The sequence below is a fragment of the Amycolatopsis sp. Poz14 genome, assembly GCF_006704225.1.
GTDB classification, from domain to species: Bacteria; Actinomycetota; Actinomycetes; order Mycobacteriales; family Pseudonocardiaceae; genus Amycolatopsis; species Amycolatopsis nivea.
Window position 1 is genome coordinate 2646582 of the sequence record NZ_JACLHD010000001.1, and the last position, 14119, is coordinate 2660700.

The following is a 14119-nucleotide window of genomic DNA, read 5'->3' on the forward strand; positions in this document are numbered from 1 at the left end:
TTCGTTCCATTCACCGTACCCGCCTGTCCGGTTCGCTCGGTCAGGCGGGCGCGGCCGCGTCGAGGCGCTTCAGTGCGTCGCGTGCGACCTGCGGATCTGTTGTCGGCCAGAACGGCGGCAGCGACGCGCGCAGGAAACCGCCGTAGCGGGCGGTGGCCAGCCGGGAATCCAGTACGGCCACTACGCCGCGGTCGGTGACCGAGCGGTGCAGCCGTCCGGTGCCCTGTGCCAGCAGCAGCGCGGCGTGCGTCGCGGCGACGGTGAGGAATCCGTTGCCGCCTCGGGCTTCCACCGCGCGCTGGCGTGCGGAGGACACCGGATCGTCCGGACGGGGGAACGGGATCCGGTCCACCACCACGAGCTGCAGCGACGGCCCGGGCACGTCCACGCCCTGCCACAGCGTGAGCGTGCCGAACAGGCAGGTGCGCGCGTCTTCGGCGAATTGCCGCACCAGCAACGGCGTGGCGTCGTCGCCCTGGCAGAGGATCGGGTGGTCGAGCCGTTCCCGCATGGCCTCCGCGGCCTGTTTCGCCGCGCGCATCGAGGAGAACAGGCCCAGCGTACGGCCGCCCGCGGCTTCGACCAGCCCGGCCAGTTCGTCCATTGTGGACTCCGCGAGTCCGTCGCGGCCGGGCGGCGGCAGGTGCTTGGCGAGGTACAGGATGCCGTTGCGACGGTGGTCGAACGGCGAGCCGACGTCCAGCCCGGTCCACTTCGGGCCGCTGTCCTCGTCCGACGGGGCTTCCTTGTCGGTGGCCGTGCCCGGCGACTTCACCACGCGCGGGCCGCTCGGCGGGAGGCCCCATTGCCGTGCCATCGTGTCGAATTCGCCGCCGAGGGTGAGCGTCGCCGAGGTCAGCACGGTGGTGTGCTGGTTGAACACGCGCTCCCGCAACAACCCCGCGACGCCCAGCGGCGCGACTTTCAACGCCGGCGGACGCGGGTTCGCCGAATACTTGTCGCCGGTCAGCCAGACGACGTCGCGTTGGTGCGCCAGATCCTCGTCGTACGCGTCGAGCAGCCGCACCGCGGTGTCGTGCACTTCTTCGAGCAGCGAACGCGCCAGCTTGCGCGCGGTGGCCTCGCCGACGTCTTCCTTGCGATCCGAGCCCAGCGCGGTGAGGCATTCCTTCGCCGCGTCGCGCACCGCCGGGATCGCGCCCTGCAACGGGCGGGGCAGCGCGTCGAGCCTTCCGGCCGGGATGTCGTCGAGGATCAGCGCGAGGCCGTCGGACGACTCCAGCAGCCGGTCCGCGATGCCCGCGTCCATCAGCTTTCCGCAGCGCCGCGCGGCGGCCGACACCATGGCGCTGGTGAGTTCGCCGGTCGCGACCGAGGTGACCCGGTCGACCAGGTCGTGCGCCTCGTCGATGATCACCAGGTCGTGGTCCGGCAGCACCTGGTAGCCCTGCAGCGCGTCGATGGCCAGCAGCGCGTGGTTGGTGACCACGACATCGGCGCGACCCGCTTCGGCTCGCGCGCGTTCGGCGAAGCAATCGGTGCCGACCGGGCACTTCGCGGCGCCGAGACATTCCCTTGCGGTGACGGAAACCTGCCGCCACGCCTGGTCGGAGACGCCGGGCACCAGCTCGTCGCGGTCGCCGGTTTCGGTGTCCGACGTCCACTCGTGCAGCCGCGTGACTTCCTTGCCCAGCCGGGACACCGCGAACGGGTCGAACAGCTGCGCGTCCTCGGGCTCGTCGGCCGGGCCGGTGTCGAGCCGGTGCAGGCACAGGTAGTTGCGGCGGCCCTTGAGGATCGCGAAAGTCGGTTCGCGCCCGAGCGGCTTCTTGAGCGCCTTCGCCAGGCGCGGGAGATCACGGTCGACCAGCTGGCGCTGCAACGCGATGGTGGCCGTGGAGACGACGACGGTGGTGTCTTTCTCCACCGCGTGCCGGATCGCGGGCACGAGGTACGCCAGCGATTTGCCGGTGCCCGTTCCCGCTTGCACGGCGAGGTGTTCGCCGGTGCGGATGGCGTGGCCGACGGCATCGGCCATCTTCACCTGGCCGGGGCGTTCAGCGCCGCCGACGGACTCCACCGCGTGGGTGAGGAGTTCGAGGACGCCGGGGAAATCGGTTCGGGCGGGCACAGCGAGACACGATAGCCGCCAGGTCCGACAGGATCTTCGATCCGGCGCGAACGGACCCCTCGCGCCGGATCGAAGCTCCCGGAAATCCGGCTCAGTCTTCCTTGCGGAAGCGCGAAACCGCGGTCCACGCGAGCGGCAGCACGCCGGCCGCGACCACGGTCTTCAGCACGTCACCGATGAGAAACGGCGTGACGCCCTTGTCGAAAGCGGTGGCGAGATCGAAGCCGGTGACGGCCATCAGCCACGGCACGCCGAAGGCGTAGATCGCGACATTGCCGAGCACCATGGTCCCCGCCATGCGCAGCGGGGTGCGGTCGCCGCCGCGGCGGGCGAGCGCGCCCACGAGCGCACCGGCGAACACGAAGCCGACGATGTAACCCGCCGAGGCCCCGGACAGCCCGGACGTGCCGCCCTGGAACCACGGGACGCCGGCCGCGCCGACGAGCAAGTACAGCAGCATCGAAGCCGCACCGCGGCGCATGCCGAGCGTCGCGCCGACGAGCAGCGCGGCGAAGGTCTGGCCGGTCATCGGCACCGGCGTGCCCGGAAGCGGGATGACCAGCTGCGCGGCCGCGCCGGTGAGCACGGCGCCGCCGGCGACCAGCGCCAGGTCGCGCACCAGGGTGCCGGGCACGAGGTCGGCCAGCACCTGACGGCGGGCCGGGAGAGACAGTGACGACACGGGACCTCCAACCACGGAAAACGGACGTCCGGGCAGGTTATCGTCGAGCGAGGCGGCGGAACGAGACAAGTTGCGTTCCTCACCACCCCTGTCTTCCGCCACACGTCCGGGTGAGCTGCGACCGTCGACGTTTGGGACCCCTGCCGCGCTGCCGATGTCGAAGCACGGGCGAAGGGAGACAGGGCGAATGCGCGGACGGATCCTGCTGGTCACCGGGGTTTTCCTAGCGACGGCGCCAGCGGTGGCGCACGCCGGTCCGCCGACCTCCACCGGCTGGGGCTCGGCGGGCAGCCTCGACGTGCTGGTGGACCACGAACACGTCGTCACCGGCGAACTGGCCCGGTGCGACGCCGACGGACCGGCCTCCGCGCGCACCCCCGGCGGCGCGGCCGGCGACGTCGCGGTGTTCGGATTCGGCGGCACCACCTGCGAACGGAAGGGTCCGGTCGCGGACGTGAAGACCGGCGGGCAGCGGTTCGAATCCGACCTGCTCACCCGGTACGGCGGGCCGGAGCTGAAGGTCCGCACGTACTCGGTCGGCTGCGCCACCACGACCGATTCGGGCAGCACCGGTTCGATGTCGATCGGCGAGGTCTCCGGCTTCACCGTGCCGTCGTCGATCCCGGCGAACTACCGCGTCACGATCCCCGGCGGCGCGGCGGGCACGGCGCTGGCCACGATCACGCTGAACGAGACCGTGACGCCGCAGCCCGCCGACGGCAGCCTGGTCACGCACGCGGTGCACGTGAAGCTGTTCCCGCAAGGCGGTCCGGCGAGCGGGGACATCTACCTCGGCACCGCGGCGTGCAACCCGTACGGCAAGGGCGGCGCGCCCCAGCAATAACCGATCAGGCGGGCGGCAGGGCGGGCGTGCCGGTGTAGCGCACCCCCGCCTCGTCGAAGTCCTTCAGCGTCGCGTCCACCGTCGGCTGCGAGCCGCCGACGGTCAGGTCCAGCAGCACCTGCACGTTGAACCCCGCGCCCGCGGCGTCGAGGGCGGTGGCGCGCACGCAGAAGTCCGTGGCGATGCCGACGACATCGACGTCGGTCACCTCGTGCGCGCGCAGCCATTCCTCGAGCGTCTTGCCGTCGCCGGACTTGCCCTCGAAACCGGAGTACGCGGCGGTGTACTCGCCCTTCGAGAACACCGCCTCGACCGGCACGACATCCAGCGCCGAGTGGAACGACGCGCCCGCCGTGCCCGCGACGCAGTGCGGCGGCCAGCTGGTGTTGAAGTCGGGCGTGTCGCTGAAGTGGTCGCCCGGGTCGATGTGGTGGTCGCGGGTGGCGACGATGTGCGTGTAGCCGCCCTCGGCCATCTTCTGCGAGATGGCCGCCGCGGCAGCCGCCCCGCCCGGCAGGCCGAGCGAGCCTCCCTCGCAGAAGTCGTTCTGCACATCCACCACGATCAGCGCGGTTCCCATGGTCGGCTCCCTACAGAAAAGTCGTCGGTATCGCGGGCTCGCCGTGCGAGAGCTTGAGGCCCTCCCACGGCAGGCTCACCTGCGCGCGCCGCAACCGGGCCCGCGCGTCGTCCAGTGTGGGCAGATCCTCCACCGGCGCGCCATCTCGCACCAGAGGAATCTGCAGGTCGAGATCGTTCTCGCCGGGTTCAGGGCGGCCGCTCGCGGCGGTCCAGACCACTTCCTCGACCGCGGTCCCGGTGCTGCGGTGGCGGCGCAGCGCGTGCTTGCGCCCGCCGCGGGATTCCTTGTGCGCACTGCGTTTCGCGACCGGGCGGCCGTCGACCTCGACCAGCTTGTACACCATCCCGGCGGTCGGCGCGCCGGATCCGGTGACCACCGAGGTGCCGACGCCGTACGCGTCCACCGGCTCCGCGCGCAGCGCCGCGATCGCGTGTTCGTCGAGGTCGCCGGACACCACGATCCGGGTGTCCTTCGCGCCGAGCGAGTCGAGCTGGTCGCGGGCCTTGCGGGCGAGCGGGCCGACGTCGCCGGAGTCGATCCGGATCGCGCCCAGCTCCGGGCCGGCGACGCGCACGGCCGCCTCGATGCCCGCGGTGATGTCGTAGGTGTCCACCAGAAGCGTGGTGTCCGGACCCATTTTGCTGACCTGGGCGCGGAACGCGGCTTCCTCGCTGTCGTGCAGCAGCATGAAGGCGTGCGCGACGGTGCCGCGGGTCGGGATCCCGTAGCGGCGGCCCGCCTCGAGGTTCGACGTGGTGGCGAATCCGGCCAGGTAGGAGGCGCGCGCGGCGGCGACCGCGGCGTACTCGTGCGTCCGCCGTCCGCCCATCTCGATGATCGGCCTGCCGTGCGCCGCGCCGGACATCCGCGCCGCCGCCGAAGCGATCGCGCTGTCGTGGTTGAGGATCGACAGCACCACCGTCTCCAGCACCACCGCTTCGGCGAAACTGCCGGTCACGGTGAGGATCGGCGAACCGGGGAAGTACAGGTCGCCTTCGCGGTAGCCGTCGATGTCGCCGCGGAACTCGTAGTCGGCCAGCCACGCCAGCGTTTCCGGGTCGACGACCGCGGTCTGCTCCAGCATGGCCAGTTCGGCGTCGGTGAAGCGGAAGTCGGCGATCGCGTCGAGCACGCGCGCGGTGCCCGCGACGACGCCGTAGCGGCGGCCGTCGGGAAGCCTTCGCGCGAAGACCTCGAACACGCACGGCCGGTCGGCCGTCCCGTCCGCGAGCGCGCTCGCCAGCATGGTCAGCTCGTAATGGTCGGTGAGCAGCGCCGTGCTGGCGCTGGTGACCGGCTCGGGGGAACCCATGGGAGCAGCCTATTCACTCACATGGACGGACCTGGCGCGGCGTACCGGGATGGCCCCGTGACACCATGGTGTGCATGTCCACGCCTGTCGCATCCGAACAGACGCAGGTCGATCCACTCGGGGCCGAGCTGGCCGAATCCGACCAGCCCTGGCGGACGATCGTCTGGAACGATCCGGTCAACCTGATGTCGTACGTGACGTACGTCTTCCAGAAGCTGTTCGGCTACAGCCGGGACCACGCCACGAAGCTGATGCTCGACGTGCACAACAAGGGCAGGGCGATCGTGTCGTCCGGTTCGAAGGAGAAGGTGGAGACCGACGTGGCGAAGCTGCACGCGGCGGGCCTGTGGGCGACCATGGAACAGCCCTCGTGAAGGCCTGGCGGCGCAAGGGAGACGCCATCCTCGCCGGGTTCGAACAGCAGGAGGCCGCGGTGCTGCGCGGGCTGGTCGGGCAGCTCGAGGACATGCTCACCGCGCGAGCCGAGGAGGCCCCGCAGGACGAACTGGCCGAGCTGACCGGGATCCGCACCGGGCCCGCCGAATCGCCGGACGACCCGGTGCTGTCGCGGCTGCTGCCGGACTTCCACCGGCTCGACCCGGACAACCCGAGCCGCGAGGACCTCGATTCGGCGGCGGCGATGCGGTCGCTGCACGAACCGGAGCTGCTGGAGAAGAAGGTCGGCGTCGCGAAGATCGTGCTGGACACGCTCCCGCGCGACGGCGGTTCGGTGAAGCTGAGCTTCGAGCAGGCCGACGCCTGGCTCGGCGCGCTGAACGACGTCCGGCTGGCGCTGGGCACGGCGCTCGACGTCACCGAGGACATGCCGGACGAGCTGCCGGAAGACGACCCCCGCGCACCCCATCTCGGCGTCTACCATTGGCTGACATGGGTGCAGGAGACGCTGATCCAAGCGCTGACCGCCTGACCGGCGGGAAAATCACCGACGTTCCCGGCGTTCTCGTAGGCCATCACCAACGGCTCGGCGACGGCTGGGCGAGCGGAACCACTGTCGTGCTCGTGCCGGACGGGGCGACCGGCGCGGTCGACCAGCGCGGCGGCGCGCCCGGCACCCGCGAAACCAACCTGCTGGAGCCGGAAAACCTGGTACAGCAGGTGAATGCGGTCTGTCTTTCCGGCGGAAGTGCTTACGGGCTCGCTGCGGCGGACGGCGTGATGCGGTGGCTGTCCGAGCGGAACTACGGGTTTCCCGTTGGCGCGCAGCCGTATGAGGTGGTGCCGATCGTGCCCGCGGCGGTGCTGTTCGACCTGCCGCGCAGCGCGTGGGGCAATCGGCCGGACGCCGATTTCGGTTACGCCGCTTGCGAAGCCGCCGGGGAGACCTTCGCGATGGGCACTGTCGGCGCGGGCTCCGGTGCCGTTGTCGGTTCGCTCAAGGGCGGCATCGGGACGGCGAGCGAGGTCGTCGGCGACGTGACGGTCGGCGCGATCGCCGCGGTGAACGCGGCGGGCCAGGCCGTGGATTTCGCGACGGGGCGGGCTTTTGCCGCTGATCACGAGGTGGACGGCGAGTTCGGCGTCCGCTGGCCGGATCGGCCCGGCGAGGTGCCGGGGCAGCGGACCGATCTGAACACCACGATCGGTGTGGTGGCTTGCGATGCGGCGTTGACGAAGGCAGAGGCACGCCGGTTGACGGTCGCCGCGCAGGACGGATTGGCGCGCGCGGTGCGTCCGGCGCACTCGATGTTCGACGGCGACACTGTGTTCGCGCTGGCGACGGGCGCGCAGCAGTTGCCGGGGGAGCCCGGGTCGTTCGCGTTGGCGGCGCGAGCGGGCGCGCTGGACGCCCTCTGCTCGGCGGCGGCGCGGGTGTTCGCGCGGGCGATGGTGCACGGACTGCTGGCGGCGACTTCCGCGGCCGGTATCCCGGCTTATCGGGATGTGTGGCCGGAGGCGCTGACGGTCAGAACGGGTCCTTAGGGAGCGCGTCCTCGCTCCGCTCGAGGTCGGCGGCGCGCACGGTGGCCACGTACTCGTCGTCGATCTCCAGCACCAAGCCGCCGAACGACACCGTCGGCCCGAGCGAGGGATGCAGGTCCACCGGGCCCAGTTCGGTCGAGCGCGGCAAGTGCGCCCACACCGAAACCGGCTTCCACCGGCGGAAAGTGCTGCAGGCGAGCACGGTCACGTGCCGGTCGGTGACCACGACGACGAAGTTCCGGTGCGCGGCCATCATCGAAACCATCAGCGATGTGGCGGGGAACACGTACTGGACGACGTCCCCTTCGGCCAGCAGGCCACGGCAGCGTTCGCGGATCTTCGACGACACCGGCATCCCGTTATTGTGCCCTGACCTGCGGATGAGCGGTAGCTCTCACAGTGTGGACTCGTTCGGTCCACGAACTAAGATGTCCGTGTGCTCCGGATCCGCCGTGAACTCGTCGACGAGATCGTCGCCCACGCCCGCCGTGACCACCCCGACGAAGCGTGCGGGGTGGTGGCCGGTCCTGCCGGCTCGGACCGCCCTGAGCGGTTCATCCCGATGCTGAACGCGGCCCGCTCGCCGACGTTCTACGAGTTCGACTCGGGCGACCTGCTCAAGCTGTACCGCGAGATGGACGCGAACGACGAGGTCCCGGTGGTCATCTACCACTCGCACACCGCGACCGAGGCCTATCCGTCGCGCACCGACGCGAACATCGCCGCCGAACCCGACGCGCACTACGTGCTCGTCTCGACAAGAGAGCCCGATTCGCACGAGTTCCGCTCGTACCGGATCGTGGACGCCGAGATCACCGAGGAGCCGGTCGAGATCGTCGACTGAACTCTCGCGGAATAAAGCGCGGCGTCCGATACGTCAGCGTGTAGGAACCCACCCGGAGGTAGAAAACCATGGCCGTGACCGTGTCCATCCCGACCATCCTGCGCACCCACACCGGCGGCGAGAAGTCCGTCGAGGCGTCGGGCAAGACTGTCCTCGAGATCATCGACGACGTCGAGTCGCGGCACGCCGGGCTGAAGGCGCGCCTGGTCAAGGAGGAGAAGCTGCACCGCTTCATCAACGTCTACGTCAACGACGAGGACGTGCGCTTCTCCGGCGGGCTCGACGCCGAGGTCAAGGACGGCGACACCCTGACCATCCTGCCCGCCGTCGCGGGCGGCGCGCGCTGAGCCGATGACCCGCTACGAGTCCCTCCTCGACGCGCTCGGCGGCACGCCGCTCGTCGGCCTGCCCCGCCTGTCGCCCACCGACGAGGTGCGGCTGTGGGCGAAGCTCGAGGACCGCAACCCGACCGGCTCGATCAAGGACCGGCCCGCGCTGGCCATGATCGAGGCGGCGGAGCGGGACGGCATCCTGCGGCGCGGGTCCACGATCCTCGAGCCGACCTCGGGCAACACCGGGATTTCGCTGGCCATGGCCGCGAAGCTCAAGGGCTACGGCCTGGTGTGCGTGATGCCGGAGAACACCTCGGCCGAACGCAAGCAGCTGCTGCAGGCGTACGGCGCGCGGATCGTGTTCTCGCCCGCCGCGGGCGGCTCGAACGAGGCCGTGCGGCGGGCCAAGGAGCTGGCGAAGCAGAACCCGGACTGGGTGATGCTCTACCAGTACGGCAACCCGGCCAACGCGGACGCGCACTATCGCGGGACCGGGCCGGAACTGCTGAAGGACCTGCCGACGCTGACGCATTTCGTCGGCGGCCTCGGGACGACCGGGACGCTGGTCGGGGTCGGCCGGTACCTGCACGAGCACAAGCCGGACGTCCAGGTCATCGCGGCCGAGCCCCGGTACGGAGAGCTGGTGTACGGCCTGCGCAACCTCGACGAGGGGTTCGTGCCGGAGCTGTACGACGAAAGTGTGCTCAACGGACGCTATTCGGTGGGGGCGTACGACGCTCTCCGGCGGACGCGGGAGCTGCTGGAGCACGAGGGCATTTTCGCCGGGATCTCCACCGGAGCGGTGCTGCACGCCGCGCTCGGGGTCGCGGAGAAGGCCGCGGCCCGCGGCGAGAAGGCGGACGTGGCTTTCGTGGTCGCGGACGCCGGCTGGAAGTACCTGTCGACCGGCGCGTATTCCGGGTCGCTGGACGAAGCGGCAGAACGGCTTGACGGTCAGCTCTGGGCCTGACCTGGCGCTCGTGAGGGGAGCCCGGGCGGGTTCCCCTCACGGCAGCAATCCCTTGACGAGCGCGCGCACGCCTCGTTCGTAATTGTCTTGTGCGGTAAGGGTTTCCCAGCGCGGCCCGATCTGGGCGAGCGCCGGGAATTCCGTCGCGTCCAGTTCCGCGAAGACTCGCTGGCGGTAGGTGTCGCCGCCCTGATCGCGCCGTCGCGCGGCGGCCGCGCGTGAGCTGATCTCGCCGAGCGTGTAGTGCCACACCGCTCGGTAGACCTCCACCGCCGCCTCGATCGGCAGCCCGGCTTTTCCCGCCGCCGCAACGATTTTCTCCGGATACCACAGCCCGCCGACCGACAGCAGGTCGTCGGAGCGCAGCACTTCCACGATCCACGGGCAGTTCGCCAGCCCGTCCCGCATCGCCGTCGCGACCGCCACGATCCGGTCGCACGGTTCCTCGGGGAGGTTCTCCGGCCGAGGCATTTCCCGGTGCGCGTAGTCGTCGAGCAGCAGAAGAAGCAGCCCCTCTTTGTCGCGCACGTGGTGATAGAGCGCCATCGCCGTGCTGCCGACCTCCCGGGCGAGGCGGCGCATGGTCAGCGCGTCGACGCCTTCGGAGTCGATGACCCGGTGTGCGGCGGCCACGATGTCGGCCTTGGAGATCTTCGGCGGTCGGCCGGTGCGCGCTGGCATGCCGCCATGCTACTTTTTATACATGTACAAAAACTACTGGGGGACGGTCGCCGCGCTGGCGTTCGCGGTGGCGGTCGGGACTTTGCAGATGACTGTGGTGGTGCCGTTGCTGCCGCAGCTGCAGCTCAAGCTGGGGGTGCCGCTGAGTTCGGTGTCGTGGGCGCTGACCGCCGGGCTGCTGGCGGGCGCGGTCGCGATTCCGCTGGTCGCGCAGCTGGGCGACCTCTACGGCAGGCGCACGATGTCGCTGGTCGTGCTCGCGTTGCTGGTCGGGGGATCGGTGCTGGGGGCGGTCGCGGAATCGTTGCCGCTGCTGGTCGTCGGCCGGATCCTGCAAGGGACGGCCGCGCCGTTGCTGCCGCTGGCGATCGGCCAGGTCAGGAACGTGCTGCCGCCGCGATCGCTGCCGACCGCGATCGGCGTGCTGAGCGCGACGATCGGCGCGGGCAGCGGCGGCGGGATGATCCTCGCCGGGCTCGCCGGCGGCGATCACCGGCTGGTGTTCTGGGTGCTGGCGGCACTCGGCGTGGTGGCGTTCGCGCTGGTCGCGGCGGTCCGGGAGGACCGGACGGCCGAGGTCCGGAGCGGTTCGCCGGACCTGCTGGGCGCGGTGCTGGTGTCGGGATGGCTGATCTGCCTGCTGCTGGCGATCAGCAAGGGTTCCGAATGGGGCTGGGCGACCGTCGGGCTCCTGGTCGCGGCCGTGGTGCTGGCGGCGGTGTGGGTGGCGACGGCGCGGCGCACGAAGACGCCGTTGATTGAGATTCCCATGCTGCTGCACCGAAAAACGGTCGGCGCGACGGTGTCGTCGTTCCTGCTCGGCTTCGCCTTGTTCGCCACGATCATGACGCTTTCCGCGTACGCGCAGGGGGCGCTCGGGGCGTCGGTGTTGCAGGTGGGGCTTTATCTCTTGCCGACGACGATCTTGATGCTCGTGGTTTCCGTGCTGGCCGGTGCGTTGATGCGCCGGTTCAGCGCGCCCGCCCTGGTCGCAGGCGGTTCGGCGGTGGTGCTGGTGGCTGCTCTGTGGCTGACGTTGCTGCCTGGCGACGGGCTGGGTCTCTATGCCGTCGCAGCGGTGCTGGGGCTGGGCATCGGGCTCGGTTACGCCGCGCTGGGGACGATGGCCGTCGAGCACGTCGAGCCCGCGAAGACGGCCGCGGCGGGCGGGATCAACGCGCTGGTGCGGGTGGTGGGCAGCAGCCTCGCCGGAGCGGTGGGCGCGGTGGTGTTGTCGGCGGGCGGTCCGGGATGGAGCTTCGCGGTGGCGGCGGTGGCCGCGCTGTTTTCCGCCTTGTTTGCCGCGGCCTACGGAAACTTGCTGCGGAAGCCCGCAATGGTCTGACTGGCGGTCCGTGAAGGACTCCTTGAGGGAATCAGATTCCTTCAAGGGGCCCTTCACGGACGTTCCGGAAGCGGCAAGTCCGTGAAGGGGCCCCTCACGGACTTAGATTCCCTCAGGGAGTCCTTCACGGCCGCGTCACCCGGAGCCCAAGTTCAGGGATTTCTCCCGAGGCCGTCCGCTCGTCCCCGACGTAGCCTGAGGTCGTGAGCACACTGCCTCCCCTTCCGCCGACGTCGCCGCCGCCCGCTGCTGGCAGCGGCAAGCCGGTCGACGCCGCGAAGCGCATCCTGCCGCCCCATCCCAAGGCCGCGGCGTTCGTCGCGCTGGGGTTCGTGGCGGTGCTGTACCTCGTGGAACTGCTCGACGTGATCCTCCCCGGCGAGTTCACGCACGGCGGGATCCTGTCGCGGGAGGCGTCCAGTCTCGACGGCATCCTCTGGGCGCCGCTGCTGCACGCGGGCTGGTCGCACCTGTTCTCCAACACGGTGCCGGTGCTGGTCTTCTCGTTCCTCGCGATGGCGGCGGGCATCGGCCGGTTCGCCGTGGTCACCGCGATCATCTGGCTGGTTTCCGGGCTCGGCGTGTGGCTGGTCGGACCGTCGGGCGCCTACACCGTGGGCGCGTCCGGGCTCGCCTTCGGCTGGCTCGCGTACCTGCTGGTGCGCGGCCTGTTCCACCGGTCGCTCGCGCAGATCGCGGTCGCCGTCGTGCTGCTCGGCATCTGGAGCGGGATGCTCTGGGGCCTGCTGCCCGGCAACCCCGGCATCTCCTGGCAGGGTCACCTCTTCGGCGCGCTGGCCGGCATCCTCGCCGCGTGGCTGACCTCACGCGGGGAACGCGTCAAATCCCCGAGGAGCGAGCCGACGACCCCGGGTAACCTCGGGATGTGAGTTCTCCAGGCGCGCCCATCGGTGTTTTCGATTCCGGCGTCGGCGGGCTCACCGTCGCACGCTCGATTCTCGAACTGCTGCCTGCCGAACAGCTGCGCTACGTCGGCGACACCGCGCGCAACCCGTACGGCCCGTTGCCCATCGCCACCGCTCGCGAGTACGCGTTGGCTGCTCTCGACGACATGGTCGAGAGCGGCGTGAAGGCGTTGGTGATCGCGTGCAACACAGCGTCTGCAGCTTGCCTTCGCGACGCGCGCGAACGCTACGACGTACCTGTCATCGAAGTGGTCCTTCCGGCCGCGCGTCGAGCCGCCGTCGCGACGCACAGCGGACGCGTCGGTCTGATCGGCACCGAGGGCACTGTGCGTTCGAGGGCGTACGACGACGCCTTCGCGGCCGCGCCCGACGTACGCCTCACTAGCGTCGCCTGCCCGCGCTTCGTGGACTTCGTGGAGCGCGGCATCACTACCGGCCGACAGATCCTCGGTCTGGCACAGGGTTATCTGCAGCCGTTGCTCGAAGCCGAAGTCGACACGCTCATCCTCGGCTGCACGCACTATCCGCTGCTGTCCGGCGTGCTGCAGATCGTGATGGGGCAGGACGTCACGCTCGTCTCGAGTGCCGACGAAACCGCCAAGGACCTCTACCGCGTGCTGACCGAACTCGACCTGCTCGCCGAACGCGACGAGCCGCCGAAACACGAGTTCCTCGCCACCGGTTCGCCGGAGCCGTTCGCCCGGTTGGCGCAGCGGTTCATGGGCTTCGCGCCGGGTGCGCTGGACCCGGTCAGCGCGTGACGCTGCGGCGCTGCTGAGCGGAGTTAGGGTGACGGGGTGCGACTGACGATCCTCGGGTGTTCCGGCAGCATCCCCGGGCCGAACGCCGCCGCGTCCGGGTACCTCCTGGAGGCGGAGGGCTACCGGCTCGGTCTCGAGCTGGGCTCGGGCGCGTTCGCCCAGTTGCAGACCGTGCTGGACCCGTTCGACCTGGACGCGCTCGTCCTTTCGCACCTGCACGCCGACCATTGCTCCGACGTCAACTCCCTCACCGTGCTTCGCCGCTACCACCCCGCGCCGCCGTACCCCGCGCGGCCGCGACGGTTGCCGCTGTACGCACCAGCAGACGCGCCTTCGCGCCTCGCGCACGCGTACGCAGCCGACGCGGCTGAGCGAGCCGCCGTGGATCTGTCGGACGTGTACGAGTTCCACGAGCTGCGCGAAGAGCGGATCGAGATCGGTCCCTTCGACGTGACCGCTGTCGCCGTGTATCACCCGACGCCTGCATTCGGCCTACGCATCGCGTACGGCGGCACCATTCTCGCGTACACCGGCGACACCGGACTGTGCCGTGGCCTCGGCGAACTGGCAGACGGTGTCGATGTCCTGCTTTCGGAGGCGTCCTGGACCGATGCCGCCGACCGTCCGAAAGGCGTGCACCTCTCCGGGAAAGAGGCAGGTGAACTGGCCAAGGACGCCGGTGTCGGCCGTCTGCTGCTGACCCACGTCGCGCCGTGGACGGACCGGAACGCGGTTCTGGCCGAGGCCAGAGCGGTGTTCCCGGACGCCGAGCTGGTGACGCAGGGCGCGATCTACGACCTCTGATC

The 14119-nt window shown here is 70.3% G+C and carries 17 protein-coding genes; 11 read left to right on the forward strand and 6 right to left on the reverse strand.

The annotated features are described in order from the left end of the window. Positions 1–40: 40 nt before the first annotated feature. Both FKO37_RS13075 and FKO37_RS13080 read right to left on the reverse strand, forming a co-directional pair. A complete protein-coding gene (locus FKO37_RS13075) occupies positions 41–2092 on the reverse strand; it encodes an ATP-dependent DNA helicase (protein WP_037815279.1) in 2052 nt (683 codons plus the stop codon). A 91-nt stretch (positions 2093–2183) separates the two neighbouring features. Beyond that, complete coding sequence (locus tag FKO37_RS13080) at positions 2184–2774, reverse strand: biotin transporter BioY (protein ID WP_043827846.1); 591 nt, start codon at positions 2772–2774, stop codon at positions 2184–2186. Positions 2775–2961: 187 nt separating this feature from the next. Here FKO37_RS13080 and FKO37_RS13085 point away from each other — a divergent pair, with 187 nt between their 5' ends. Then, complete coding sequence (locus FKO37_RS13085; protein WP_167754400.1) at positions 2962–3618, forward strand: choice-of-anchor P family protein; 657 nt, start codon at positions 2962–2964, stop codon at positions 3616–3618. A gap of 4 nt (positions 3619–3622) precedes the next feature. Here the strand turns inward: FKO37_RS13085 and FKO37_RS13090 are convergent, their stop codons facing one another. Next, positions 3623–4198 carry an isochorismatase family protein gene (locus tag FKO37_RS13090; protein ID WP_037815275.1) on the reverse strand — a complete coding sequence of 192 codons (576 nt, stop codon included), beginning with the start codon at positions 4196–4198 and terminating at the stop codon, positions 3623–3625. Positions 4199–4208: 10 nt separating this feature from the next. Next, positions 4209–5513: a nicotinate phosphoribosyltransferase gene (locus tag FKO37_RS13095; protein WP_037815273.1), complete on the reverse strand. Its 1305-nt coding sequence runs from the start codon at positions 5511–5513 to the stop codon at positions 4209–4211. A 74-nt stretch (positions 5514–5587) separates the two neighbouring features. Here FKO37_RS13095 and clpS point away from each other — a divergent pair, with 74 nt between their 5' ends. From clpS to FKO37_RS13110, 3 genes are read left to right on the forward strand one after another with little or no spacing between them, the layout of a single operon-like run. Beyond that, entirely contained in the window at positions 5588–5887 is a 300-nt protein-coding gene (clpS, locus tag FKO37_RS13100) for an ATP-dependent Clp protease adapter ClpS (RefSeq protein WP_037718267.1), read from the forward strand. Further along, positions 5884–6441 (forward strand): DUF2017 domain-containing protein, encoded by a 558-nt coding sequence (locus tag FKO37_RS13105; protein WP_037815272.1) that lies wholly within the window; start codon positions 5884–5886, stop codon positions 6439–6441. The genes clpS and FKO37_RS13105 overlap by 4 nt, the downstream gene beginning before the upstream one ends. Next, positions 6402–7454 (forward strand): P1 family peptidase, encoded by a 1053-nt coding sequence (locus FKO37_RS13110; protein WP_238604502.1) that lies wholly within the window; start codon positions 6402–6404, stop codon positions 7452–7454. Before FKO37_RS13105 ends, FKO37_RS13110 begins: the two co-directional genes overlap by 40 nt. Here the strand turns inward: FKO37_RS13110 and FKO37_RS13115 are convergent. Beyond that, positions 7438–7809: a hypothetical protein gene (locus FKO37_RS13115; RefSeq protein WP_238604503.1), complete on the reverse strand. Its 372-nt coding sequence runs from the start codon at positions 7807–7809 to the stop codon at positions 7438–7440. The genes FKO37_RS13110 and FKO37_RS13115 overlap by 17 nt on opposite strands. Positions 7810–7890: 81 nt before the next feature. Here FKO37_RS13115 and FKO37_RS13120 point away from each other — a divergent pair, with 81 nt between their 5' ends. The 3 genes from FKO37_RS13120 (at position 7891) to FKO37_RS13130 (ending at position 9600) form a co-directional block, all read left to right on the forward strand. Then, the gene (locus FKO37_RS13120; RefSeq protein ID WP_037815268.1) at positions 7891–8298 is read left to right on the forward strand and encodes a Mov34/MPN/PAD-1 family protein; all 408 of its coding nucleotides are present in this window, start codon (positions 7891–7893) and stop codon (positions 8296–8298) included. A gap of 68 nt (positions 8299–8366) precedes the next feature. After that, positions 8367–8645 (forward strand): MoaD/ThiS family protein, encoded by a 279-nt coding sequence (locus FKO37_RS13125; RefSeq protein ID WP_009082495.1) that lies wholly within the window; start codon positions 8367–8369, stop codon positions 8643–8645. A 4-nt stretch (positions 8646–8649) separates the two neighbouring features. Next, a complete protein-coding gene (locus FKO37_RS13130) occupies positions 8650–9600 on the forward strand; it encodes a PLP-dependent cysteine synthase family protein (RefSeq protein ID WP_037358507.1) in 951 nt (316 codons plus the stop codon). 36 nt (positions 9601–9636) lie between these two features. Here FKO37_RS13130 and FKO37_RS13135 read toward each other — a convergent pair whose 3' ends face one another. Further along, complete coding sequence (locus FKO37_RS13135) at positions 9637–10281, reverse strand: TetR/AcrR family transcriptional regulator (RefSeq protein ID WP_037815265.1); 645 nt, start codon at positions 10279–10281, stop codon at positions 9637–9639. A gap of 22 nt (positions 10282–10303) precedes the next feature. Here FKO37_RS13135 and FKO37_RS13140 point away from each other — a divergent pair, with 22 nt between their 5' ends. From FKO37_RS13140 to FKO37_RS13155, 4 genes are all read left to right on the forward strand, one after another. Continuing rightward, entirely contained in the window at positions 10304–11626 is a 1323-nt protein-coding gene (locus FKO37_RS13140; RefSeq protein ID WP_238604504.1) for an MFS transporter, read from the forward strand. 203 nt (positions 11627–11829) lie between these two features. After that, positions 11830–12516, forward strand: a complete 687-nt coding sequence (locus FKO37_RS13145; RefSeq protein WP_370318249.1) for a rhomboid family intramembrane serine protease — start codon at positions 11830–11832, stop codon at positions 12514–12516. Further along, on the forward strand, positions 12513–13313 hold the full coding sequence (gene murI / locus FKO37_RS13150; RefSeq protein WP_037815260.1) for a glutamate racemase: 801 nt from the start codon (positions 12513–12515) through the stop codon (positions 13311–13313). Before FKO37_RS13145 ends, murI begins: the two co-directional genes overlap by 4 nt. A 36-nt stretch (positions 13314–13349) precedes the next feature. Further along, on the forward strand, positions 13350–14117 hold the full coding sequence (locus FKO37_RS13155; protein WP_238604505.1) for an MBL fold metallo-hydrolase: 768 nt from the start codon (positions 13350–13352) through the stop codon (positions 14115–14117). Positions 14118–14119 lie beyond the last annotated feature (2 nt).